The 21,194-nt window shown below is 45.2% G+C and carries 25 protein-coding genes; 22 read left to right on the top strand and 3 right to left on the bottom strand.

The genetic code is table 11. The features are described 5' to 3' along the window. Position 1 precedes the first annotated feature (1 nt). The 6 genes from ylxM to trmD all read left to right on the top strand — a co-directional run bounded on the left by ylxM (position 2) and on the right by trmD (position 3,753). Entirely contained in the window at positions 2-358 is a 357-nt protein-coding gene (ylxM, locus tag NSQ66_RS18515; RefSeq protein WP_036688609.1) for a YlxM family DNA-binding protein, read from the top strand. 21 nt (positions 359-379) lie between these two features. Further along, on the top strand, positions 380-1,768 hold the full coding sequence (gene ffh / locus NSQ66_RS18510) for a signal recognition particle protein (protein ID WP_036688607.1): 1,389 nt from the start codon (positions 380-382) through the stop codon (positions 1,766-1,768). A gap of 54 nt (positions 1,769-1,822) precedes the next feature. Beyond that, complete coding sequence (rpsP, locus tag NSQ66_RS18505) at positions 1,823-2,095, top strand: 30S ribosomal protein S16 (RefSeq protein WP_036688604.1); 273 nt, start codon at positions 1,823-1,825, stop codon at positions 2,093-2,095. A 22-nt stretch (positions 2,096-2,117) separates the two neighbouring features. Next, a complete protein-coding gene (locus NSQ66_RS18500; protein ID WP_036688600.1) occupies positions 2,118-2,348 on the top strand; it encodes a KH domain-containing protein in 231 nt (76 codons plus the stop codon). An 89-nt stretch (positions 2,349-2,437) separates the two neighbouring features. After that, positions 2,438-2,962 (top strand): ribosome maturation factor RimM, encoded by a 525-nt coding sequence (gene rimM, locus NSQ66_RS18495; RefSeq protein WP_038572005.1) that lies wholly within the window; start codon positions 2,438-2,440, stop codon positions 2,960-2,962. Next, positions 2,962-3,753: a tRNA (guanosine(37)-N1)-methyltransferase TrmD gene (gene trmD, locus NSQ66_RS18490; protein ID WP_076141092.1), complete on the top strand. Its 792-nt coding sequence runs from the start codon at positions 2,962-2,964 to the stop codon at positions 3,751-3,753. Before rimM ends, trmD begins: the two co-directional genes overlap by 1 nt. Before the next feature lie 605 nt (positions 3,754-4,358). Here trmD and NSQ66_RS18485 read toward each other — a convergent pair. Continuing rightward, the gene (locus NSQ66_RS18485; protein WP_155288145.1) at positions 4,359-4,535 is read right to left on the bottom strand and encodes a hypothetical protein; all 177 of its coding nucleotides are present in this window, start codon (positions 4,533-4,535) and stop codon (positions 4,359-4,361) included. Positions 4,536-4,740: 205 nt separating this feature from the next. On the opposite strand from NSQ66_RS18485, the gene NSQ66_RS18480 reads away from it, so the two are divergent. Next, on the top strand, positions 4,741-4,971 hold the full coding sequence (locus NSQ66_RS18480; protein WP_036688596.1) for a hypothetical protein: 231 nt from the start codon (positions 4,741-4,743) through the stop codon (positions 4,969-4,971). 60 nt (positions 4,972-5,031) lie between these two features. Here NSQ66_RS18480 and NSQ66_RS18475 read toward each other — a convergent pair whose 3' ends face one another. Next, positions 5,032-5,982 carry a hypothetical protein gene (locus NSQ66_RS18475; protein WP_076141008.1) on the bottom strand — a complete coding sequence of 317 codons (951 nt, stop codon included), beginning with the start codon at positions 5,980-5,982 and terminating at the stop codon, positions 5,032-5,034. A 412-nt stretch (positions 5,983-6,394) separates the two neighbouring features. On the opposite strand from NSQ66_RS18475, the gene NSQ66_RS18470 reads away from it, so the two are divergent. From NSQ66_RS18470 to NSQ66_RS18420, 11 genes are all read left to right on the top strand, one after another. Next, positions 6,395-6,685 carry a hypothetical protein gene (locus tag NSQ66_RS18470; protein ID WP_038571998.1) on the top strand — a complete coding sequence of 97 codons (291 nt, stop codon included), beginning with the start codon at positions 6,395-6,397 and terminating at the stop codon, positions 6,683-6,685. 147 nt (positions 6,686-6,832) lie between these two features. Beyond that, positions 6,833-7,177 (top strand): 50S ribosomal protein L19, encoded by a 345-nt coding sequence (gene rplS / locus NSQ66_RS18465; protein WP_036688590.1) that lies wholly within the window; start codon positions 6,833-6,835, stop codon positions 7,175-7,177. 298 nt (positions 7,178-7,475) lie between these two features. Next, positions 7,476-8,084, top strand: a complete 609-nt coding sequence (lepB, locus tag NSQ66_RS18460; protein WP_036688589.1) for a signal peptidase I — start codon at positions 7,476-7,478, stop codon at positions 8,082-8,084. A gap of 29 nt (positions 8,085-8,113) precedes the next feature. Continuing rightward, positions 8,114-8,974 (top strand): ribosome biogenesis GTPase YlqF, encoded by an 861-nt coding sequence (ylqF, locus tag NSQ66_RS18455; protein ID WP_036688587.1) that lies wholly within the window; start codon positions 8,114-8,116, stop codon positions 8,972-8,974. 188 nt (positions 8,975-9,162) lie between these two features. Further along, positions 9,163-9,774, top strand: a complete 612-nt coding sequence (locus tag NSQ66_RS18450; RefSeq protein WP_076100429.1) for a ribonuclease HII — start codon at positions 9,163-9,165, stop codon at positions 9,772-9,774. Positions 9,775-9,891: 117 nt separating this feature from the next. Further along, positions 9,892-12,081 (top strand): hypothetical protein, encoded by a 2,190-nt coding sequence (locus tag NSQ66_RS18445; RefSeq protein ID WP_076141007.1) that lies wholly within the window; start codon positions 9,892-9,894, stop codon positions 12,079-12,081. After that, positions 12,078-12,380, top strand: coding sequence for an EscU/YscU/HrcU family type III secretion system export apparatus switch protein (locus NSQ66_RS18440; protein ID WP_076141006.1), 303 nt, complete (start codon positions 12,078-12,080; stop codon positions 12,378-12,380). Before NSQ66_RS18445 ends, NSQ66_RS18440 begins: the two co-directional genes overlap by 4 nt. Further along, positions 12,377-12,763 (top strand): YraN family protein, encoded by a 387-nt coding sequence (locus tag NSQ66_RS18435; protein WP_038571990.1) that lies wholly within the window; start codon positions 12,377-12,379, stop codon positions 12,761-12,763. The genes NSQ66_RS18440 and NSQ66_RS18435 overlap by 4 nt, the downstream gene beginning before the upstream one ends. Positions 12,764-12,917: 154 nt before the next feature. Further along, the gene (locus NSQ66_RS18430) at positions 12,918-13,334 is read left to right on the top strand and encodes a hypothetical protein (protein WP_051491578.1); all 417 of its coding nucleotides are present in this window, start codon (positions 12,918-12,920) and stop codon (positions 13,332-13,334) included. Between the two features lie 174 nt (positions 13,335-13,508). Continuing rightward, positions 13,509-14,018, top strand: coding sequence for a metallophosphoesterase (locus NSQ66_RS18425; protein WP_076100363.1), 510 nt, complete (start codon positions 13,509-13,511; stop codon positions 14,016-14,018). A 207-nt stretch (positions 14,019-14,225) separates the two neighbouring features. Then, positions 14,226-15,905: a YifB family Mg chelatase-like AAA ATPase gene (locus NSQ66_RS18420; protein ID WP_076141005.1), complete on the top strand. Its 1,680-nt coding sequence runs from the start codon at positions 14,226-14,228 to the stop codon at positions 15,903-15,905. 370 nt (positions 15,906-16,275) lie between these two features. On the opposite strand, the gene NSQ66_RS18415 is transcribed toward NSQ66_RS18420, so the two are convergent. Then, positions 16,276-16,704, bottom strand: coding sequence for an organic hydroperoxide resistance protein (locus NSQ66_RS18415; protein WP_036688575.1), 429 nt, complete (start codon positions 16,702-16,704; stop codon positions 16,276-16,278). 148 nt (positions 16,705-16,852) lie between these two features. On the opposite strand from NSQ66_RS18415, the gene NSQ66_RS18410 reads away from it, so the two are divergent. The 4 genes from NSQ66_RS18410 (at position 16,853) to dprA (ending at position 21,182) form a co-directional block, all read left to right on the top strand. Beyond that, complete coding sequence (locus tag NSQ66_RS18410; protein ID WP_232061396.1) at positions 16,853-17,335, top strand: MarR family transcriptional regulator; 483 nt, start codon at positions 16,853-16,855, stop codon at positions 17,333-17,335. A gap of 352 nt (positions 17,336-17,687) precedes the next feature. After that, on the top strand, positions 17,688-18,848 hold the full coding sequence (gene sucC / locus NSQ66_RS18405) for an ADP-forming succinate--CoA ligase subunit beta (protein ID WP_038571984.1): 1,161 nt from the start codon (positions 17,688-17,690) through the stop codon (positions 18,846-18,848). 62 nt (positions 18,849-18,910) lie between these two features. Beyond that, positions 18,911-19,840 carry a succinate--CoA ligase subunit alpha gene (gene sucD / locus NSQ66_RS18400; protein WP_036688571.1) on the top strand — a complete coding sequence of 310 codons (930 nt, stop codon included), beginning with the start codon at positions 18,911-18,913 and terminating at the stop codon, positions 19,838-19,840. Between the two features lie 223 nt (positions 19,841-20,063). Continuing rightward, entirely contained in the window at positions 20,064-21,182 is a 1,119-nt protein-coding gene (dprA, locus tag NSQ66_RS18395) for a DNA-processing protein DprA (protein ID WP_076143838.1), read from the top strand. The last annotated feature ends 12 nt before the right edge of the window (positions 21,183-21,194 follow it).

The following is a 21,194-nucleotide window of genomic DNA, read 5'->3' as shown; positions in this document are numbered from 1 at the left end:
AATGAGTCAGGAGAATAGGCTCGAGAAAACGAATCGTATCAATTTGCTTTTTGCCTTCTATGAACGACTGCTTACAGATAAGCAGCAAACGTTTCTTAAATATTATTTTCACGATGATTTTTCCTTGGGAGAAATCGCCGCTGAATTTGAAATCAGCCGCCAAGCTGTTTATGAGCATATTAAACGGGCTGAGCAAGTCCTTGAGAATTATGAAGAAAAACTTGGACTATTAGTGAAACATGAGAGTCGTACTAAATATTTAGAAGAGCTGCGCAGACTGCCGGAGAATGGGATGCTGCCTGAGCAATATAAACTTCGGTTCGCGGAGATCGTGGATCGCTTGCAGAGGTTAGAGTAGCACGAAGGGAGAAATCTGCATATGGCGTTTGAGGGTTTAACCGGAAGATTGCAGAATGTGTTCAGCAAGCTACGCGGTAAAGGTAAGGTATCCGAAGAAGACGTAAACGAAGCTATGCGTGAAGTGCGGTTAGCCCTTCTGGAAGCCGATGTTAACTTCAAGGTAGTTAAAGAATTCGTAGCTAAGGTGAAAGAAAAGTCCATCGGCAAGGAAGTCATGGACAGCTTTACGCCTGGCATGGTAATTATCGACATCGTCAACAAGGAACTAACCGAGCTGATGGGCGGAAGCCAAGCGAAGCTGGCCAAGTCGAACAAGCCACCGACCGTCATTATGATGGCGGGTCTACAAGGGGCTGGTAAGACAACCACTTCGGGTAAGCTAGCTAAGCTGTTACAGAAGGGCAATCATCGTCCGCTCCTCGTTGCGGGAGATATTTACCGGCCTGCTGCTATCAAGCAGCTGCAAGTGCTGGGAGAACAGATCAAGGTTCCTGTATTCTCGCTGGGTGATCAGACTAGTCCGGTAGAAATTGCCAGACAAGCTGTACAACATGCGAAAGATAACGGACTGGATTATGTTATTATCGATACTGCAGGCCGCCTGCATATTGATGAAGAACTAATGGAAGAACTCAAGCAGATTCACAATGTTGTAAATCCTGATGAAGTACTTCTTGTAGTAGATGCTATGACGGGTCAAGACGCCGTGAATGTAGCCGAGAGCTTTAATAAGCAGCTTGAGCTTACAGGGGTCGTATTGACGAAACTCGACGGCGACAGCCGTGGTGGTGCTGCACTGTCAGTAAAAGCTGTTACCGGTTGCCCGATCAAATTCGCCGCTTTAGGGGAGAAGATCGACGCGCTGGAGCCGTTCCATCCGGAACGTATGGCTTCGCGGATTCTGGGTATGGGCGACATGCTGTCGCTGATTGAGAAAGCCCAGGCGAACATTGATACTGACAAGGCTAAAGAAATGGAACGTAAGATGCGTAATGCAGAGTTTACGTTCGATGATTTCCTTGAGCAAATGGATCAGGTGAAGAAGCTAGGCCCTATCGATCAAATTCTTGATATGCTTCCGGGTATGAACAAAGCCAAGGGTATTAAAGATTTAAAGGTCGACGATAAGCAAATGGGACGCGTTGAAGCCATAGTTCATTCTATGACTAAGGCGGAGAAGCAACAGCCTGAGATCATTAACCATAACCGCCGCAAGCGTATCGCAACCGGCAGCGGAACCTCAGTCGCTGAGGTCAACCGCCTCATCAAACAATTTGATGAGATGCGTAAGATGATGAAGCAATTCTCCGGCATGATGGGCGGAGGCGGCAAAGCCTCCAAGAAAAATGCCATGAAGCAGCTTAAAGGTCTTGGTGGTGGAAAAGGGCTGAAATTCCCTTTTAAATGATCTTGAATGTCTGTCCAACTAATGTTGGAAACTATTATAAGGAGGTGATTTTTCGTGGCAGTACGTATTCGTCTAAAAAGAATGGGAGCGCATAAAGCGCCTTTCTATCGTGTAGTGGTTTCCGATTCCCGGTCCCCTCGTGACGGTCGTTTTATCGAGGAAATCGGTTATTATAATCCGATTGAACAACCGGCAGTAGTTAAGATCGATGAGGAAAAAGCTCTTAAATGGCTTCAAACAGGTGCGCAAGCATCTGATACCGTCCGCAACTTGCTTTCCAAAGCAGGCGTGATGAAGAAGTTTCATGAGCTTAAGCAACAGAAATAATGACTGATTGCGAGGGTCCTCTATGGAAGAATTAGTTGGAGTAATTGCTAAGGCTTTAGTGGATCATCCAGAAGATGTGACGGTACGGGCTGTGGAGAAAGAACACTTGATTGTCTATGAGCTGTCCGTACATCCAGATGATGTAGGAAAGGTCATCGGCAAGCAAGGCAGGATCGCCAAGGCGCTCCGTACAGTAGTCACATCTGCAGCAGTCAAGAGCGATAAACGCGTAACTGTAGATATTTTATCTTAAATAATGCGTACAATGAGGGGCTAGGGATAGTATATCCCGGCTCCTTTTTGTTCAAATATATAGATGAAGCTTGTAAAGGAGAGGGTTATATGACGGAAGAATTAACCGTAGGCCGGCTTGTGAATACGCATGGAATTCGCGGGGAGATTAAAGTATTATCCCATACCGATTTTCCTGAGGTTCGTTTCGCTAAAGACAAGAAACTGTTCGTCATCCCTGCGGATGGCAGTGCAAAATTTGAAGTGACTGTAGAATCCGCTCGAGAGCATAAGGGTATGTTTATCGTTAAGCTTAAGGGATATACCAATATTAACGAAGTGGAAAAGTATAAGGGAAGTTTGCTTAAGGTACCAAGTAATGATCTGGTTGATCTGCCAGAGAACGAATATTACTTCCACCAAATCGTTGGCTGTGAAGTTTATACGGATGATGCTGGAAATGAACCGCTTGGCACAATTACGGAAATTTTACAGCCAGGTGCAAATGACGTGTGGGTTGTTAAGCCTGCTAAAGGGCAAGACATCCTTATCCCTGTAATTAACGATGTAGTGCTGAACGTGGACATTGAGGCCAAACGAATTACGGTTCACTTAATGGAAGGACTATTGCCATGATCAGAATTGATGTGCTAACGCTCTTTCCGGAGATGTGCGAAGGCGTATTTAGCACAAGCATTCTTGGTAAGGCACGCGAAAAAGGGATTGTATCTTTGAATGCTGTGAACTTTCGTGATTTCTCAGGAAATAAGCACAACAGTGTAGATGATACACCGTATGGCGGGGGCGGGGGCATGGTACTGAAGCCTGACCCGATCTTTGCAGCGGTAGAACATGTATTGGGGATCGAGGCTAGTCCTTTGGAGAATGGTTCTGAATCTGCAGTCCCGACGCCTTCCTCTGTGAAGCCGCGCATCATTCTTATGTGCCCGCAAGGAAAGACGTATAATCAGAAGATTGCTGAGGAACTGGCACAAGAGCAGCATCTAATCTTTATATGTGGTCATTATGAGGGCTACGATGAGCGGATACGGGAGCATCTGGTTACAGATGAACTGTCGATTGGCGATTACGTGTTAACGGGTGGAGAACTACCGGCACTGACGGTTATTGATTCAGTAGTTCGGCTACAGCCAGGAGCGCTTGGAAATGAAACCTCTGCGATCACGGATTCGTTCAGTACAGGGCTGTTGGAATATCCCCACTACACTCGGCCAGCTGAATTTCGGGGCTGGAAGGTACCAGATATGTTGCTGAGTGGCCATCATGCCAACATCGAAGTATGGCGAAGAGAGCAAGCGTTACAGCGTACATTTGAACGTAGACCTGATTTGCTCGAAAGTGCAGAACTAACGTTGAAAGACAAGAAAACACTGGAACGTCTGAAAAATGAAATCAAGCCGGAGTAAAATTTTAATAAAACAGGCATATTTTACGTCTTTTTAACGTATCTTACGTTAAGGAGGCGTTTTTGTTATGTTTACTTAAATATAAGAAGGGCTATAATCTCGTATTTTTTTTTGCGTAATTTCCAAAACAAATGAGCATATGTGCGTTGAACTCTTCTATTTGGGGTAATAGATAGAGGTGGCGTAATACTATATGCAGCTTACGATGCAGCAAGCTTAACTATTGAAAGGAATGAACTGAAGTGACTACGAAGACGCGTGAAGAATTCAAGCCTAGCGTGGACACGATCCACAAAGAAGCGGAGCCGCTCCGCACCGTGAATGATATTATCGATTATTATACAAATCGCAAATCGTAATTCCCATTCGCCCTTTAAAGCTTGAACATATAAGATTAATAATTAAGTATGAATAAGCAAGTCCAATAAAACCATTAGAGTATAGCGAACGAAAGTTCACTACATCTAATGGTTTTATTGTTCCTGCTAAGAGAGGTCAAACCCTGTGACTCTGATCAGAATGTAAACACCCCCTCTTCAAGGAAAATTAAAAACTCTTTGGAAAGGGGGTGTTTGGTTAACTATAAAAATTCGTGGAGGCGCATTCTACTCTTTGCGAAAGAGGCGATATACTCCTGTAAGTAGAGCGTAAAGCGCAAAACATACGAGAACAGTAACTGCCCATGCATAGTTGCGAACGGTATAGGTAAGCGATGATAAAATAATAAAGATGGTAATACGCAGTACGCCTTCCTTAATAAACTGTTTACGTGCTACATTCATTCGATTGGCCTCCTTGAATGGATAGGATGGTACGGATAACAAGCCGAAAATATGTCTTTCCTTATATATAACCTTTGGGAATACAAAAAATGCAGAGAACGGAAAGTAAATATCGATGCAAACAAATGACCTATGTAACTTAGCCGTTACCGACCTGTACTCCTCACCATAGAGTATATCATTACGAATGAGGAGGAGTACACTAGTGGAGGCTTATTATAATTGCTTACGTTGTAAGAATAGAAGGGTACGTATCCTGACTACTGATGGCAGACAGCATGAAGGTGTGATTACAGATGTGGACAGATATAATGTTTACTTAAGAACAGGATCAAATGGACCTGTGCAGACTTCTGCATTTTTTGGTTACCCTTATGCTGCAGACAATATTTTAACTCTCAGCTTGTTCACGCTGTTGGCTATTGCATTAATTTAATCATGATGATGCAAAAACAGACCGTCCGCTCATCCGGACGGTCTGTTTATTAGTGGTTGGTTACTCTACTGTAATTGCGCCTATATCAGAGCTTAAGGACAACAATGGACCTCCTCCGTTAACATCACGTTTGCCACCCTCAACCCCGGTGATCTGGCCTAGATCACTTTTAGCCACCAAGCTACATTTCACGCCATCGGCTAGAACAGCATTGAGGCTACCCACATTTGTTGTCGCTTTAAGGCGGCTATCACTCTTCATTCCGGCTATATCCATGCGTATGCTTCCTGTATTAGACTCTAGAGTGGACTTACCGGTGATGTTCGCTCCTTCGATATCAATAGCTCCAACGTTGCTGACGATGCGGTAGTTTCCGTCCAGATTGCGGAGATGAATTTGTCCGACATTATTGGTGATTTGATATTCATCCATACTGGTGGGGATCTCTATAGTATAGTTAATACTAAAATCCGAATAGCCGTATTTATCTTGAGCCCAAGTCCATAAATCCTTCTTCGGATTTGATTTGGAATTTGTAGATACCTTCAAAGTATCGCCACTAACGTCTATTGAAATCTCAGCGTCATCCAAGATTTTCTGACGGTCAGCTTTATGGGCAGAGCCGTTATGCGCTAAGATTGTTGCACTTACATTAATTTGATCACCCGTAGTTGATGTAACTTCAATTTCTCCCACTGCATTGTTCATGCTAAGCACTGAAGCAGAGCCGATCTCTTTTGATAAGGATAGTTCTTTGCTAATGCTGTTTGCTTTAACTTCGTCGACCACCTTGGTAGCTGTATCCTGAACGGCTTGCTCCACGCTTGCAGCGGCTTTACCTAACTCTTGCTTCACAGCCTCACCAATATTTTGCTGCACATCTTCAGTAATATTCTTTCCTAGTTCGTTATTAGCGGATTGCCTACCCGGTAACTCTGTGCATCCTGCCAGAAGTACGATGGACAAGACGGCTACAGCTGCCATTACGCTAGTTGTATTACTCTTTTTCATTGAATAAAATCCTCCTTATTTTAGGGTATATGTGTTTTTCCCTAAGCGCTACGTTATGTACGTACTTCTGTAAGTATAGCCTACGGGGATTTATTGTAAAAACGGCTGTAGACGGGTTAATATACTGGACCAAAGACTAGGTATTTAAAAAGTGTTCACTACACTTCAAATTTCAATTGTGCTAAAATGTAATATAGATCTTACGCTGACATTAAAATGGGTAAGGATACATATAAAAAGAGCGAAGATGCTCTCATATATAATCTTCAGCAGCTACTGAAAAGCGCTTTTTAAAGTGAGATGTGCTAGGGCTAGTTTGCGAATACGATATAGACCGTTGCCTTACTTGCATCACAGGGCGGTCTTTTTATTTTCTTACCTCAATTAAATCATGAAGAGCGGAGGGAGCCAGATGCAATATGTAGTTATTTTGCTTGCCTTGCTAGCGCTGGGTGTTGTGTATTATATAGCTCAGAAAAAGAAAACAAGCAGCTCAAGCAATCCTTTGCGCACCACTAGCAGTAATGTGATCTCAATGGATAGTCATCGCAAAGCCAAACAGAGTCCAGGGGAGCAGCCTTGCTCTTCTTGCAAGAAGAAGAATGGAAAGTTGATCTTCTATGCTCAAGACAACGGAACCGTGGTCGGCTTGTGTAAAGACTGCCAGTCTAAGGCAAAAAAAAGAGATATGTTGCCGTTATAAAATAGAAAAATAAGTTGTATTAGCCCGTCCTTTATGATATTATTAACTCTGTTGTGTGGAATACGGTGGTCCGCTGCGGATAATGAGGGAGAGCTTAGATCTCTCCGGAAGAGGCAAGAACACCTGTACGGAAGGAGGAAGTCCTTAATGAATATCCTACAAGCTATTACGCAAGAGCAACTTCGTAAAGATATCCCTAGTTTTCGTCCGGGTGACACTTTGAAGGTGCATGTAAAAGTTATCGAGGGAACTCGTGAGCGTATCCAGTTGTTCGAAGGCGTTGTAATCAAACGTCGTGGCGGTGGAATCAGTGAGACTTTTACGGTTCGTAAAATTTCTTACGGTGTTGGTGTGGAAAGAACATTCCCAATCAACTCGCCTAAACTCGAAAAAATCGAAGTGGCTCGTCGTGGTAAAGTGCGTCGTGCTAAGCTTTATTACCTTCGTGAACTACGTGGTAAAGCAGCGAGAATTAAAGAAATTCGTCGCTAGAATAGTGACAGAGGAGAGGGGCTTGAGTTCAAGCCCCTTTCGCTTTATTTTTTTTTGAAAATATAAGAAAAGCATAAGTTTTACGTTATACATTATTCTTAAATTTCTCGCATAAACGCTTACCGTCCTTAAAAGGACGCTGAGGGCGTTTTAGCTTGGTATACAATGCGTGTGACATATACGCTTGGGGATAAGCTTCTCCGAAAAGGCCTCCTGAAGGAGTATCTGTGGAGGGGTTTTTGGCAGGAGTTTTTTTGTGTTGTATAGTAAGAGTAGTATTAAGAGAGGACGGTGAACTATGCAGCAGGAACAAAGCGAAACTTTGGAATCAAGCGAGCAGAACCCACGTAAACAGAAAAATGAAGTGCTGGAATGGGTCAAGGCCATTGCGATTGCTTTAGTTCTGGTTATACTGATTCGCTGGCTTTTATTCAAGCCTTTTATTGTAGATGGACCTTCCATGCAGCCTAATTTCCATACGGGAGAACGTGTTATCGTTAATGAAATTTTATACGATATAAGATCACCGCAGCGGGGTGAGGTTATTGTATTCCACGTGCCATCTGAAGGCAGAGATTTTATTAAACGTGTAATTGGTGTGGCTGGAGATACTGTGAAAGTAGAAGGAGATGTAGTTACAGTTAACGGTGAGGTTGTTAACGAGACTTACATCCAAGGCGCTATTGATGCTGCGCATAGTAACAACGCTCTGTATAATAATAAAGATTTCCCAAATGAAAAATTCACGGATGGTACTGTACCAGAAGGACATATTTTCGTTATGGGGGATAATCGCTCGGATAGTACAGACAGCCGGATGATTGGCTATGTGCCGCTGGGTGATATTGTGGGTCGTGCAGATTTAATCTTCTGGCCGATAAAAGATATTACACTGATTAACCATTAAGTTGACAGAAGTCAAAGGAGGTGACGGCAATGGCCATTCATTGGTTTCCTGGTCATATGACGAAGGCTAGGCGGCAAATCGAGGATAAGCTGAAGCTGATTGATGTTGTTATAGAGTTGCTCGATTCCCGTCTGCCGCTTTCCAGCCGCAATCCGATGATTGACGATATTTTGCGGGACAAGCCGAGATTAATTATTTTGAACAAAGCGGATCTGGCGGATCCGGAAATTACTCGGAAGTGGCTGGCTTACTTTAAGGAACAAGGGCATGTTGCCCATCCTGTGGATGCATCTACTGGAACAGGCGTCAAGGAGATTCCGGAGCAGGTCAAGCTGCTGCTGAAGGAAAAAATTGATCGGCAGATCGCAAGAGGAATGAACCCACGAGCTATGCGCGCATTGATCGTCGGTATTCCTAACGTCGGTAAATCAACGCTGATTAATCGAATGGCTGGTAAGAGTATCGCTGCTACGGGTGACCGCCCGGGGGTTACTAAGGGCCAGCAGTGGATTAAAACAGGAGGTAATCTGGAGCTTCTGGATACTCCTGGTATCTTATGGCCGAAGTTTGAGGATCAAGACGTGGGTTACCGCTTGGCAGTGACGGGTGCGATCAAAGAAGAAATCCTGAACATTGAGGACATTGCTTTTTATGCAGTGAAGTATTTGGTGAAGGATTATGGTTCCAGATTTCAAGAACGCTTTGGTATTGAGAAGCTTCCTGAGGATCTTGAGAACCCTGATGAGATCGTCGCAGTTATGGAAGCCGTGGGCCGCAAACGCGGTTGTCTGATTAGCGGTGGACGTGTTGATCTGGAAAAAGCTTCACGTGCTTTGCTGCATGAGCTGCGGGCAGGTAAGCTTGGTCGTTTTACGCTGGAAACACCTTAAAGGCGTTTAAATGAATGGGTATGGAAGAGCCATCCGGAATTTTTCGGGGGCTCTTTTTTTTGCCGATTTGGATCAAATTGGAGTGGTTATTTGTACATGACCATGTGAGCTTTACTATGGTAAGCTGACTTATGTAGTTTATAGAATAAATTATAATTGGCGGTGACAGATTCGTGAGTACGATAGATATGTTGAGCTATGAAAAAGAGGGCTGGGAACAGTCTTATCGCCGTATAGCCGGCGTAGATGAAGTAGGCAGAGGTTGTTTGTTTGGGGATGTTGTTGCAGCAGCGGTGATTTTGCCGGAAGGGCTTATTATTGATGGCGTCAACGACTCTAAGAAGCTTACAGCGAAAAAAAGAGATGCCTTATTCGAGATTATTATGGAGCAGGCGATAGCTATTGGTGTAGGTTATGTGGATTCCCGCATGATTGATGAAATTAATATTAAGCAGGCTTCTCGTCTGGCGATGAAAAAAGCGGTAGAAGGTCTTAGTCATACCCCGGACTATATGTTAATCGATGCTGAAAAAGTAGATCTTCCGTTGCCGCAGCAGGCGATCATAAAAGGGGATGCTAACAGCCAGTCCATTGCGGCAGCTTCGATTATAGCTAAAGTAACAAGAGATAGACTGTGTGAAGGGGTGTGGGAGGAATTATACCCTGATTATGGGATTGCGATACATAAAGGTTATGCGACCAAGCTTCACAGGGAACAAATTACGGCGTTAGGTCCGACACCTATGCATCGGCGCAGCTTTATTGGGAAGATTCTTGCTGAACAGCAAACCCTTTTTTAAAATATCAGAATATAAAAGACGCCAAAGGCGCTTGAGCTTGGATAAATTCACCGCTCAAAAAAGTCGGATTAATACCGATATAGTAAGAAGAGAGAAAATGGAGGGAGGAGAAACGGTATGAATATCGGAACATTGATCCGCGGATTGCTCGGGGATAATAAACCGGGAGCGGCCAAGTCTTTGGAATTAAAAGAAGGGCAAGTTGTACGTGGTGTTGTTTTGTCTGTATCGGATTCGGGAAAAGAAGCCGTTGTGCAGATTCAAGGTACACCTGTTCGTGCGGAGTTGGAAACACCACTACTGCCAGGAGAGACCCTGAACTTGCAGGTTGGAGCACCCGGAGAAGGCGGATTGCCCGTATTGAAGCCGGTCTCCCTCGGCGAAATGGTGTTAGCTACGCCGCAAAACATGGGCGAGGCGTTGGAATCGCTTGGGCTTACTGACTCCAAAGCGGGTCGGGAAATTGTGTTGGCGATGCAGTCGGGTGGTATTCCGCTTACCAAAGAGACAGCGGCGATTCTGGATGCTGTAATGAGTGCGAAACCTGCGGGCGTGCCGACCTCAGAGTGGCTTGATGCAGCTGTCATTTCTGTAAAGCGGGGCCTGCCGGTTACCCCTGAAAGTGTGAAAGGATTGCAGCAGGCGGTTTTTGGTCCGCAGCTTCATCAGCTTTTGTCAGCGCTCGAAGAACAGATTACGATTTGGGCAGGTCAAGTCGCCGGTGAAGAAACAACAACAGCTGAAGCTAAAGCTGAAATGGGTACCCAAACCGGAAAGCTGAATGCTCCTGTAACGACAGGTACAGGCGCTGTGATTAACGGGGAAGCGGTATCAGCAGGTGATGCTGATGCGGAAATGGACCAGGTGGCGGTTAAAGGGACTGGACAACCTGTAAGTAAACCTGCTGAAGGTAGCACTGGTGTTACTACTACAAGCGGAAGTGCTGCTGCAACGGGAGGGGCAATGGGAGCCGGAGTTATTTCTGACGAACCTGCAATTCCTTTGAATTCAGTGAAATCAGAAATATCGGGAAGTGCAGCTGCGAGTACAGCTGAAGCTCCTGAGAATGAAACCGGTATTGTAACTGCCAAGCCACTGGTGCCCGAAGAGGCTGGTGAGGTTGTTCAGCTCTTGAAGAGTGGAAATACTGGTGAACCTTTGGCTGGGAAGACAACTTCTACGATTGCTGCCGGGACTCAGAGTAGTGCCGCTAACACGCAAGGGGACGGGATTGTAAACAATCAAAATAGTTCTAATGGGAGCGAAACTCATGGCAATGAAATGAGTCTAAATAAAGATAGAGCGCAGGGCAGTGTCAGTGGCGCGAATACAAGCGCCACTGGATCAGCTGGTGCAGATAGCCAAGCTGCTGCGGCAAACCAAGCTGGTGCAGCAAGCCAAGCTGCTGCGCCTAGCGGGGCTGCCCTGCTCGCGAAGCTGCAGGGCGTGCTCACCGAGCTGCGCGGCAGCATGCCGCAGCTCGCGAACGTCCCGCCCGCTGACGCGGCGGGACAAGATCCTGCCCCCGCGCCGGCAGCGCCGCGCGGGGAGACCACGGCTGCTGCGGCTTCGCCGGTGCAGCCAGACACCGCCCCACCCGCGGATGCGGAGTCGTGGGTGGGGCGGGTGTTGAAGCTGCTCGGTGCGGAGCACGAGCAGCAGGCCGTGCGCGGCGGCGCTTTGCCGGCCGCGGAGACGGCGCGAGCGGCAGCGGGGACAGCTGCAGCCGCGCTAGGCAGTGTCGGCGGGGAGCAAGCTGCCGACACGTTGAAGGGCGTGCTGCTGCAGCTTATGAGCAGCAGCGAGGTGCCGCCCGCGGTAAAAGATGCCGCGAGCGGGCTAGTGCAGCAGCTGACAGGCCAACAGCTGCTGCTGAATACAGACCGGACTGCTCCCTTCGCGCAGGTTACACTGTTCTTGCCGCTGCAAGGTCCAGATGGGCAGGAAACTGCATCGGTTCATATCCAGTCCAGGCGGGGCCGCAAAGGGGAGTTGGATGCAGCTAACTGTCGATTATGGTTCGATTTGGACATGAAGCAGCTAGGGCAGACATTGGTAGACGTGCAGGTTGTAGATCGAATCGTTAGTCTTAAGCTTCATAATGATCATCCGTGGGTGCTTGAGCTGCTGGAGACGCGGCGTGATGATATAAAAACTGCAGTAGAATCCATCGGTTATCAATTATCAGGTTTAAGAACCGAACCCTTGCCAGAATTGAATTTACCTAAAGAGCTTGCTGGTTCCAATACTAATAAGTTTGTTGATTATGTTCCTGAGGCTTACAAAGGAGTGGATTACCGTATATGAATGAGCCTGTACAGCCAATTTCACAAGGGCTCAAAAAAGCGGTCGCTCTCAAATATAGTCCCGGACAAAACGAGGCTCCTGTCGTAGTAGCCAAGGGACAAGGCGCGATAGCAGACCTTATTCTGCAAAAGGCTAAGGAGAGCGGGGTTGCTGTTCAGGAAGATGCAGCCCTCGTGGAGGTTCTTTCAAAGCTTGATCTGGACCAACAGATTCCGTCTGAGCTCTATCAGCTGGTGGCAGAAATCCTTAGCTTTGTGTATCAGAGCGATCGTTCCGCTGGTGAACGGGGGCGAGAATGAAAGAGCCATATGTAAGAAAACACTATAACCGCAAAGAGAAAGGAACTGCTGCAGAGAACGGAGCTGTGCAGTACCTATCTTCTAGCGGGTATATGATATTGGAACGGAATTGGCGTTGTCGTACTGGAGAGCTTGATATCATTGCGGAGCGTGAAGACTGTATTGTTGTTGTCGAAGTTCGTAGCCGCAGTGGAGAGCTGCTTCAGGGAACTCCAGAAGAATCGGTGAATGCTCGCAAAATAAACCAGGTTCGGAATACAACACAGGTTTATTTGCATATGAAGGGTTATGAGGAACGGCGGGTTTCTTTTGATGTAATTAGCGTCTTGTTAAATGACGATCTTAGCCTAGCTTCACTTAGTCATATTCGCGAGGCGTTTTAAGAGTAACTCACTTTTCTCATGCGATTCTTTATGAATTTACTGCTGATCTGATAAAAAAGTCTTTACATACCTTCCGCACTGTGGGTCATTTCTCAAAAGAAATGGGTAAACATTAGGAGTAACTTTTTAATGTCATCATGAGGAGGGCTGTCTAGTGAAGAATAAACCTTCTGAAATGCAGGTTAGTTTTACATGCCAATATTGCCAGCAGAAGATTGAAGTGAAATTTAAAGCAGAGCCAATATCTGTCGTCTGTTGCGATAATTGCAATAAGACCTTCACGGTAATGCGGCCCACTATAGCGGAGGAAATATTAATAGATTGGGAAAATGAAGCGTTATTTCAAAAAATCCGGGCTGAAAAGTCGCAAAACAGCAATAGCAGTCTCTTAGCGCTTGTAATTAGAGTTATTGAACTGCTTACATGGCGTGACAAAGGCAATGGACAGGTGGAAGCGATCAAGGAGATGCGTGGCTGGCTTATTGACAATGAGGAGGCGCCTCCTTTAGCTGAACTGATTCAGAGTGATGTTAATAAACGTTCGAGTAAGCGGCGCGACTGGGAAAAGTAACATTAACAATAAAGAGGTATTCCGTCATCGCCTCATGACATAGAATGATACGTATAATTTCGTGAGAAATTAGGCGGAAAAGTCCTCGGGGCTCCGAATTTCCTAGGGTTTATGGGTAGTCGGAGCTTTTTTCATACATACTGTCATTAGAATAGGAACAAAGGGAGGGTGCAAATGGCTAAGGTTTTTTTCACATCAGATCATCATTTTGGGCATAAGTTGATCATTGATTTTGAATCCAGACCCTTCAACGATGTAGAGCAAATGAATGAAGTTATGATTGAAAGTTGGAATTCGGTAGTGAATCCGGACGATAAAGTATTTCATTTGGGAGACTTTTCTTTTTTTAATAAGGAGGCGACTCGTGCGATTGTGGCCAGGCTGCATGGATACAAAATCCTGATCCTTGGCAATCATGATCGCGGCCGCAGCCGAAGCTGGTGGCTTGAGGCAGGTTTTGATGAGGTTAGTGAATATCCTTTGATTTATAAGGATTTCTTTTTCCTCTCACATGAGCCTATGTACATGAATAAACATATGCCTTACGTAAATGTGCACGGCCATATTCATGGGCAAAAATATGAGGGAAACAATCATTTTAACATTTGTGTAGAGCATTGGAACTATAAACCGTTGACTTTTGAGCAGATTAGGGACTCGGTCGTAGTTAAAGAAGGAGATTGATGTAGGTCTTTAGAGATGCGCTTTCGCTTTTATGTAAAACTTGAATTTCTTATTCTAGAGATAAATTGCTCACAGATTGCGTTAGGACACAACTTCTATAATGTACTTAACAGCTAATATATATTTGGAAAATAAGGAAGCACCTTTTTTCTTGAAGCTATGACACCCCAAATTAGGGTGTATTTCAGGAGATGAGGTGTTTTTATTATGTATGGGAAAATGTTTAGCGCGTGTCTGTATGGGATTGAAGGGGTAATGATTGGTGTGGAAATCGATCTTGCAAATGGATTGCCGCAGACGAATATCATTGGCTTACCAGATTCAGCAATTCGCGAGGCTGTTGAACGAGTTAGGGCTGCCGTTAAAAATTGCGGTTACCGCTATCCACAGCAGCGTATTACGATCAATCTTGCCCCAGCTGACCTGCGTAAAGAAGGTTCCGCTTTTGATCTAGCGATTGCTTTAGGCATACTGATAACTAGTGGCCAGTTGATTATGCCTTCAGCTCAAGAGATGCTTTTAATTGGAGAGCTTGCGCTCGACGGCAGTCTGCGTCCGGTATCGGGTGTGCTGCCGATGGTTGAAGCAGCGCGTAAAAGCGGGTTTAAAGCCGTTCTGCTCCCGCAGGGCAATGCGGCAGAAGCCGCTTTAATCAGTGGCATGAATGTTTACACCCTCAACCATTTGCAAGCGTTAGTGAATGCTGCTGAACCTGTGGCCAGCTTTGGTCCGATTATAGATAAGCTAGTTCCTAAAGAAGAATCTGAAGGATCACCACTTCCTTTTCCTGTATCCGTGAGTATGGGGGCGGGGGCAAAAGAACAACCTCCGGTGCTTGTTCTTTCTGTAGAGCATCTCAAATATAACCCTATATATTCTGATTCTGAGGCTGCTTCTTCCGAAGCTAATGAGATTATGGATGATTACAGTGATGTGCTTGGACAGCAACATGTGAAAAGAGCACTAACTATCGCGGCTGCAGGAATGCATAATATTATGCTCATCGGTCCACCTGGCACAGGCAAGACGATGCTGATCAAACGCCTTCCCAGTATCCTTCCGCAATTGTCGGACAGTGAGGCGCTGGAGGTAACCAAAATTTTTAGTGCGGCTGGAAATTTGAAGGATGCACACAACGGTTTGCTGCGAAGTCGTCCATTTCGTTCTCCACACCACACGATATCTTCTGCCGGATTAATTGGAGGGGGCGGTATTCCCAAGCCAGGTGAGGTAAGTCTTGCACATCGAGGTATTCTGTTTCTGGATGAATTGCCAGAATTCTCTCGGAATGTACTTGAAGTGCTGCGACAGCCCCTCGAAGATGGGGTGGTTACTATAAGTCGTGCCCGAGCTTCCTTTACTTTTCCTGCCAAATTCATGCTCGCTGCATCGATGAATCCGTGCAGCTGCGGCTTTTTTGGAAGCGGTATCTCCCAGCAAAATTGTACCTGTAGTCCTGCCAGGATTGCCCAATATCGGGCAAAAATATCTGGTCCTTTATTGGATCGGATCGACTTACAGGTTGATGTTCCCCGCCCGAAGGAATGGGATCGGCAGGGGCATGTTTTATCGTCAGCAGATATGCGTGCGGAGGTGTTGGCTGCTCAGGCCATCCAAGCTAAACGTTACAAACGACTGGCGATTTCATGGAACAGTGAACTTTCCGGTGCTTCCCTTCGGAAATATGCGAGCCTAAACCGAGAGAGTGCTCAAATGCTGTATGACATTTTGGAGAATTTAGGTCTAAGCATGCGAGCGCATGATCGGATTATTAAGCTATCCCGTACCATAGCTGATCTAGAGGGTGCACAGGATATTTCTTCTGCACATCTCGCGGAAGCTGTGCAATACCGTAATCTGGATCGGCAGGTAATAGCGGAGGAATAAAGATAAAAGAGCAGCGATTCCCGTTATGGGAGAATCGCTGCTCTATATTATGGACCGTTAGTTACGAACACCGCCGAATCATTATTATCCTCTGATGTTTACGGAACGGACCTAGAGGACGTTATTTGCAAGTTTTTAGCCCTTGGAGCGTAGGTTCGGACTCTGGAGACGCTATTCCTTCGGAAGAAGGTTATATTGGGTGATTTTCATTCCAATAGCTTCCATGAGGTCCGATAGCATTCCAAATATGGGATTAAGTTGCGTTTAAGATCAACTGTGTCCGTTAGCTACTTCGAATGCGAAATGCCACGTATTCAAACGAAGGTTAGATCGTTTAGTGAATTTCACATACATTTTTCTCTATAATTTCTTACAGTACATTCAATTCTACTTCGATATTGCCACGAGTAGCACGGGAGTAAGGACATGCGCCATGGGCAGCTTCTACCAAAGATGCTGCGGTTTCTCTGTCAACGCCTTTAACCAGCACGTCAAGCTTAACCGCAATGCCGAACCCGCCATCTTCAACTTTACCAAAGCTAACAGTAGCCGTAACTTCACTGCCTTCAATCTTCACTTTGCCAAGTCGAGCAACCATGTTTAGGGCACTGTCAAAACAAGCGGAGTAGCCAGCTGCAAATAATTGTTCAGGATTAGTACCTTCACCACCGGCACCACCCATTTCGCGTGGTGTACTGATCGTAAGGTTGAGTTTAGGACTTTCTGATTCTATATAACCGTTTCTTCCCCCAACCGCTTTAACTGTTGTTTCATACATCTTTTGTTGAATTGTCATCATAATAAATCTCTCCTATTCATTAATTAGTTTGTGTACAATCTAATTTATCACAATTAATATAAAAGTCAAATTAATTTTTTGCTATTATTATGATGTGTGAGTGAATTATGATAAAATAAAGAGATAAGGCAGGTGAATAAATATGAAAATGAGTGAAGAAGATATGCAGAAAATGACTACAACCCCAGAGCTGCTGATCGAGAATCAGCTCTGTTTTACCATTTATGCTTGCTCGCGTGAGATTACAAAGCTGTACCAACCGTATTTGGATAAGATCGGTTTAACTTACTCCCAATACCTAGTAATGCTTGTGTTATGGGAACGGCAGCAATGTACAGTGAAAGAGATTGGTGAGGCGTTATTTTTGGATTCAGGAACGCTGACTCCGCTATTGAAGCGCTTGCAAGCCGCAGGCCTGATTATACGTGAACGCTCGATGCAGGATGAGCGAAAAGTATTAATCTCACTAACGAAACAAGGCTGGGCACTCCAAAGTGATGCCGTGTGTATTCCCGGCAAAATGATGGAAGAAACGACACTGACTAATAATGAATCCATAGAGCTACTTGATCAGTTTAAAGACTTATTGAATCGTGTTCACGAAGCTAATATCCAAGATAGTAAAAAGTAAGCGTAGTAAGGAGTCAATGCGATCGTTCGCATTTCGGCATGAAATCAAGCGAAAAAATGTGTACAAATCATGAATATATTTAAGGTAAGCGTTTTAAAAACATGTTACACTATTCTGGGTTCCTTTGTATGGCATATAGGTAAATATAAGCTTAGTCTTATAGATTTACACAATGTCTCTTGCAGAAATAGTGCCATTCTTTTTACGAGTGGTAGATCAGTTTCTGCTGGTTCCGGAATAGTGCTGCATGTATAACATCAGCCTATCCCTAACCCCGCGGCAATCAAAACGGAAAGCGAGATGACGACAGGCTGCCTGTTTAGTCACCACGCTACTTTAGGAGGCTACCGCTATGAATATCCACGAGTATCAGGGAAAAGAAGTGCTTAAGAAGTACGGTGTAGCCGTACCGAATGGAAAAGTAGCTTATACAGTGGAGGAAGCGGTAGAAGCCGCAGAGTCACTGAGCACACCAGTTGTTGTAGTTAAAGCTCAGATTCACGCAGGTGGACGCGGTAAAGCTGGAGGAGTAAAGGTTGCTAAGAATATCGATGAGGTGCGTAGTTACGCAACTGAGATTCTTGGAAAGACTCTAGTAACTCACCAGACTGGACCGGAGGGTAAGGTAGTAAAAAGACTGCTCATTGAAGAGGGTTGTCAAATTGTTAAGGAGTATTACATTGGTATCGTAGTTGACAGAGGAACTGGCCGAGTGGTCATGATGGCTTCTGAAGAAGGCGGTACTGAGATTGAAGAAGTAGCTGCAACACATCCGGAGAAAATTTTTAAAGAGATCATTGATCCGGCAGTGGGTTTGCAGACTTTCCAGGCGCGCAAGCTGGCTTACAGCATCTCTATTCCCAATGAGCTGGTAGGCAAAACTGTGAAATTCATGCAAGCGCTATATTTAGCTTTCGTGGATAAAGATTGCTCTATTGCCGAAATTAACCCATTGGTAGTGACTGCGGATGGGAATGTGATGGCACTGGATGCCAAACTGAATTTTGATTCCAATGCCTTGTTCCGTCATAAGGATATTCTAGAGCTGCGGGATTTGGATGAAGAGGATTTAAAGGAAATCGAAGCCTCGAAGTATGACCTTAGCTATATTGCGCTTGATGGCAATATTGGGTGCATGGTAAACGGTGCAGGTCTCGCGATGGCGACTATGGATATTATTAAGTATTATGGGGGCGAACCCGCCAACTTCCTGGATGTAGGGGGCGGTGCAACGACCGAGAAGGTAACAGAAGCCTTTAAAATCATTTTATCGGATGAAAAGGTGAACGGGATTTTTGTTAATATTTTCGGCGGTATTATGCGCTGTGATGTTATCGCTAACGGTGTTGTAGAAGCGGCTAGTCAACTGGGTTTGACCAAACCGCTGGTTGTGCGTCTTGAGGGAACAAATGTTGGATTAGGCAAGCAGATTTTGGCTGGATCGGGACTTAATATTGTTGCTGCTGATTCTATGGCGGACGGTGCCCGTAAGATTGTGTCTCTTGTGCAATAATGGCCTGATTTAGGAAGCCAGTTATCGTATTTGACAATATAAGTAGGGATGTGACTTAAGGCATGAGCATTCTTGTAGATAAAAATACGAAAGTTATCACGCAAGGAATTACAGGATCAACGGGTTTGTTCCATACTAAAGGTGCGCTGGATTATGGAACACAGATGGTTGGAGGGGTAACACCGGGTAAAGGTGGAACATCTGTCAATATCACGCTTGAAAATGGCAGTGAGGTTAGCCTTCCGGTATTCGATACTGTTGTAGCTGCTAAGGCGGCTACAGGCGCAACCGCTAGTGTAATCTATGTACCGCCAGCATTCGCAGCAGACTCCATAATGGAAGCCGTGGACGCAGAACTCGACTTGGTGATTTGTATTACCGAAGGGATTCCAGTGCTTGATATGGTAAAGGTGTCCCGTTATATGGAGGGGCGCTCTACTGTATTGATCGGACCCAACTGTCCGGGAGTTATCACTCCTGGGGAATGCAAAATAGGAATTATGCCGGGTTATATTCATATGCCAGGGTATGTAGGTGTTGTCTCGCGCAGCGGAACTCTAACCTATGAGGCTGTTCATCAGCTGACCACGCGTGGAATCGGGCAATCTTCAGCTGTAGGTATTGGCGGAGACCCTGTTAAAGGCTCGGAGTTTATTGATATTCTGAAGCTTTTTAATGAGGATCCGGGTACAAAGGCAGTCATCATGATTGGTGAAATTGGCGGAACCGCAGAGGAAGAAGCAGCAGAGTGGATTCGTGAGCATATGACTAAGCCGGTTGTAGGGTTTATTGGCGGTGCTACTGCCCCTCCTGGCAAACGTATGGGGCATGCGGGTGCTATTATTTCCGGAGGCAAAGGAACAGCGAGTGAGAAAATTGCCGTACTTGAATCGTGCGGAATCAAGGTCGCTCCTACACCTGCCGAAATGGGCTCAACGCTTGTGAGTGTGCTTGAAGAACGCGGTATTCTTAGCGCATTTACAACGCATTAATTATTTTATATAATTGAAGGAATTCACTCTACGCGAGTGGGCTTCTTTCGTGTATAATTATTTCAGAGGTAAGCAACCTTTTGTTCCTATCCAAGGGATGAAAGGTTGCTTTTTTTGTTTTTTAATATAGAAAAATATTGAATTAAAAGAAAATATTGCATTCGTCAAATTCATGTTACAAATAGGGAAGGCTAACCCTTCCATTAAAGGAGAGTAAACTTATATGGAAGAAAAAGATCTGCTGTTTGGTTTTAATGAAGTGGAGGGGATTGGCTGGAAGAGTATCGACAAGATCCGCAGAGCCGGCTTAATGTCAGAACGAGCATTTTCCTGTAGTGCAAAAGATTGGGAAACGATCGGATTGAACAGAAAGCTGTCGAATTATCTTGCTTCCATATATACGTTAGAGTGGATCGCCAAAAGGCGCTTATTAATGGAAGAATGTGCAGTGAAGATGGTAACTGTGTTTGATGCGGCTTATCCTGTTTTGTTGAAGGAGACGACACAGCCACCGTGGATCCTTTATTATCGAGGTCGATTGGAACTGTTATCAACTCCTAGTGTGGCGATGGTTGGCACTCGTGTGCCAACAGCATATGGACGAAAGGTAGGGGAGATTCTCGCGGAGGAGCTTAGTGCAGCAGGTCTAACGGTGGTTAGCGGACTTGCGAGGGGGATCGATAGCATTTGTCATGAAGCGGCGCTAAGAAGCGGTGGAGGGACGATAGCGGTAGTGGCAACAGGGTTGGACAAAGTCTATCCAACTGAGAATATTGAGCTGGAGCGGCGTATCTCTCAAAAAGGGCTTGTCATCACAGAGTATCCTCTTGGAACTAAAAGTCATCCTGGATTATTTCCACAGCGTAATCGGATCATAGCAGGTTTATCACGGGGGACAGTGGTCGTGGAGGCTGACAGTCGCAGTGGATCACTTATTACAGCCGATGCTGCCTTGGAAGCTGGAAGGGATGTCTTCGCAGTTCCCGGACCTATCACATCACCTAAGAGCAGAGGGGCGTTAGAGCTTATCAAACAGGGTGCAAAGCTGGTAACCAGTGGATTAGATATTATAGAAGAATATACTTCTTATTTGCCGACAAACGTAATAAAAACAGGGAATAATAGCACTACCGAACAGACAGCAGACGACTTTATGATTGAAAAGAAATTGACAAATGAGGAGTCTCACCTATACCATATACTGCATCAAGGCCCTTTTATATTGGACGATCTGCTTGTAAGAACAGGATGGGATTTTGGACATTTGCATTCAGTTCTGTTATCTTTAATCATAAAAAAAGCGGTAACACAATTACCAGGAGCTATTTATAAGGTAATTTAATATAGAGGTGCG

This window comes from Paenibacillus sp. FSL H3-0329 (assembly GCF_037963285.1).
In the GTDB taxonomy this organism is placed as follows: domain Bacteria; phylum Bacillota; class Bacilli; order Paenibacillales; family Paenibacillaceae; genus Paenibacillus_AQ; species Paenibacillus_AQ odorifer.
The sequence above is the reverse complement of the archived record's forward strand: the minus strand, read 5'-3'. Positions and strand labels throughout refer to the sequence as shown.

Excerpts from the sequence above, each read along its gene's own strand:
- ylxM (WP_036688609.1), top strand. The coding sequence starts at position 2 with ATGAGTCAGGAGAATAGGCTCGAGAAAACGAATCGTATCAATTTGCTT.
- ffh (WP_036688607.1), top strand. The coding sequence starts at position 380 with ATGGCGTTTGAGGGTTTAACCGGAAGATTGCAGAATGTGTTCAGCAAG.
- NSQ66_RS18500 (WP_036688600.1), top strand. The coding sequence starts at position 2,118 with ATGGAAGAATTAGTTGGAGTAATTGCTAAGGCTTTAGTGGATCATCCA.
- rimM (WP_038572005.1), top strand. The coding sequence starts at position 2,438 with ATGACGGAAGAATTAACCGTAGGCCGGCTTGTGAATACGCATGGAATT.
- NSQ66_RS18485 (WP_155288145.1), bottom strand. The coding sequence starts at position 4,535 with ATGAATGTAGCACGTAAACAGTTTATTAAGGAAGGCGTACTGCGTATT.
- NSQ66_RS18475 (WP_076141008.1), bottom strand. The coding sequence starts at position 5,982 with ATGAAAAAGAGTAATACAACTAGCGTAATGGCAGCTGTAGCCGTCTTG.
- NSQ66_RS18470 (WP_038571998.1), top strand. The coding sequence starts at position 6,395 with ATGCAATATGTAGTTATTTTGCTTGCCTTGCTAGCGCTGGGTGTTGTG.
- rplS (WP_036688590.1), top strand. The coding sequence starts at position 6,833 with ATGAATATCCTACAAGCTATTACGCAAGAGCAACTTCGTAAAGATATC.
- lepB (WP_036688589.1), top strand. The coding sequence starts at position 7,476 with ATGCAGCAGGAACAAAGCGAAACTTTGGAATCAAGCGAGCAGAACCCA.
- ylqF (WP_036688587.1), top strand. The coding sequence starts at position 8,114 with ATGGCCATTCATTGGTTTCCTGGTCATATGACGAAGGCTAGGCGGCAA.
- NSQ66_RS18450 (WP_076100429.1), top strand. The coding sequence starts at position 9,163 with ATGTTGAGCTATGAAAAAGAGGGCTGGGAACAGTCTTATCGCCGTATA.
- NSQ66_RS18445 (WP_076141007.1), top strand. The coding sequence starts at position 9,892 with ATGAATATCGGAACATTGATCCGCGGATTGCTCGGGGATAATAAACCG.
- NSQ66_RS18440 (WP_076141006.1), top strand. The coding sequence starts at position 12,078 with ATGAATGAGCCTGTACAGCCAATTTCACAAGGGCTCAAAAAAGCGGTC.
- NSQ66_RS18435 (WP_038571990.1), top strand. The coding sequence starts at position 12,377 with ATGAAAGAGCCATATGTAAGAAAACACTATAACCGCAAAGAGAAAGGA.
- NSQ66_RS18425 (WP_076100363.1), top strand. The coding sequence starts at position 13,509 with ATGGCTAAGGTTTTTTTCACATCAGATCATCATTTTGGGCATAAGTTG.
- NSQ66_RS18420 (WP_076141005.1), top strand. The coding sequence starts at position 14,226 with ATGTATGGGAAAATGTTTAGCGCGTGTCTGTATGGGATTGAAGGGGTA.
- NSQ66_RS18415 (WP_036688575.1), bottom strand. The coding sequence starts at position 16,704 with ATGATGACAATTCAACAAAAGATGTATGAAACAACAGTTAAAGCGGTT.
- NSQ66_RS18410 (WP_232061396.1), top strand. The coding sequence starts at position 16,853 with ATGAGTGAAGAAGATATGCAGAAAATGACTACAACCCCAGAGCTGCTG.
- sucC (WP_038571984.1), top strand. The coding sequence starts at position 17,688 with ATGAATATCCACGAGTATCAGGGAAAAGAAGTGCTTAAGAAGTACGGT.
- sucD (WP_036688571.1), top strand. The coding sequence starts at position 18,911 with ATGAGCATTCTTGTAGATAAAAATACGAAAGTTATCACGCAAGGAATT.
- dprA (WP_076143838.1), top strand. The coding sequence starts at position 20,064 with ATGGAAGAAAAAGATCTGCTGTTTGGTTTTAATGAAGTGGAGGGGATT.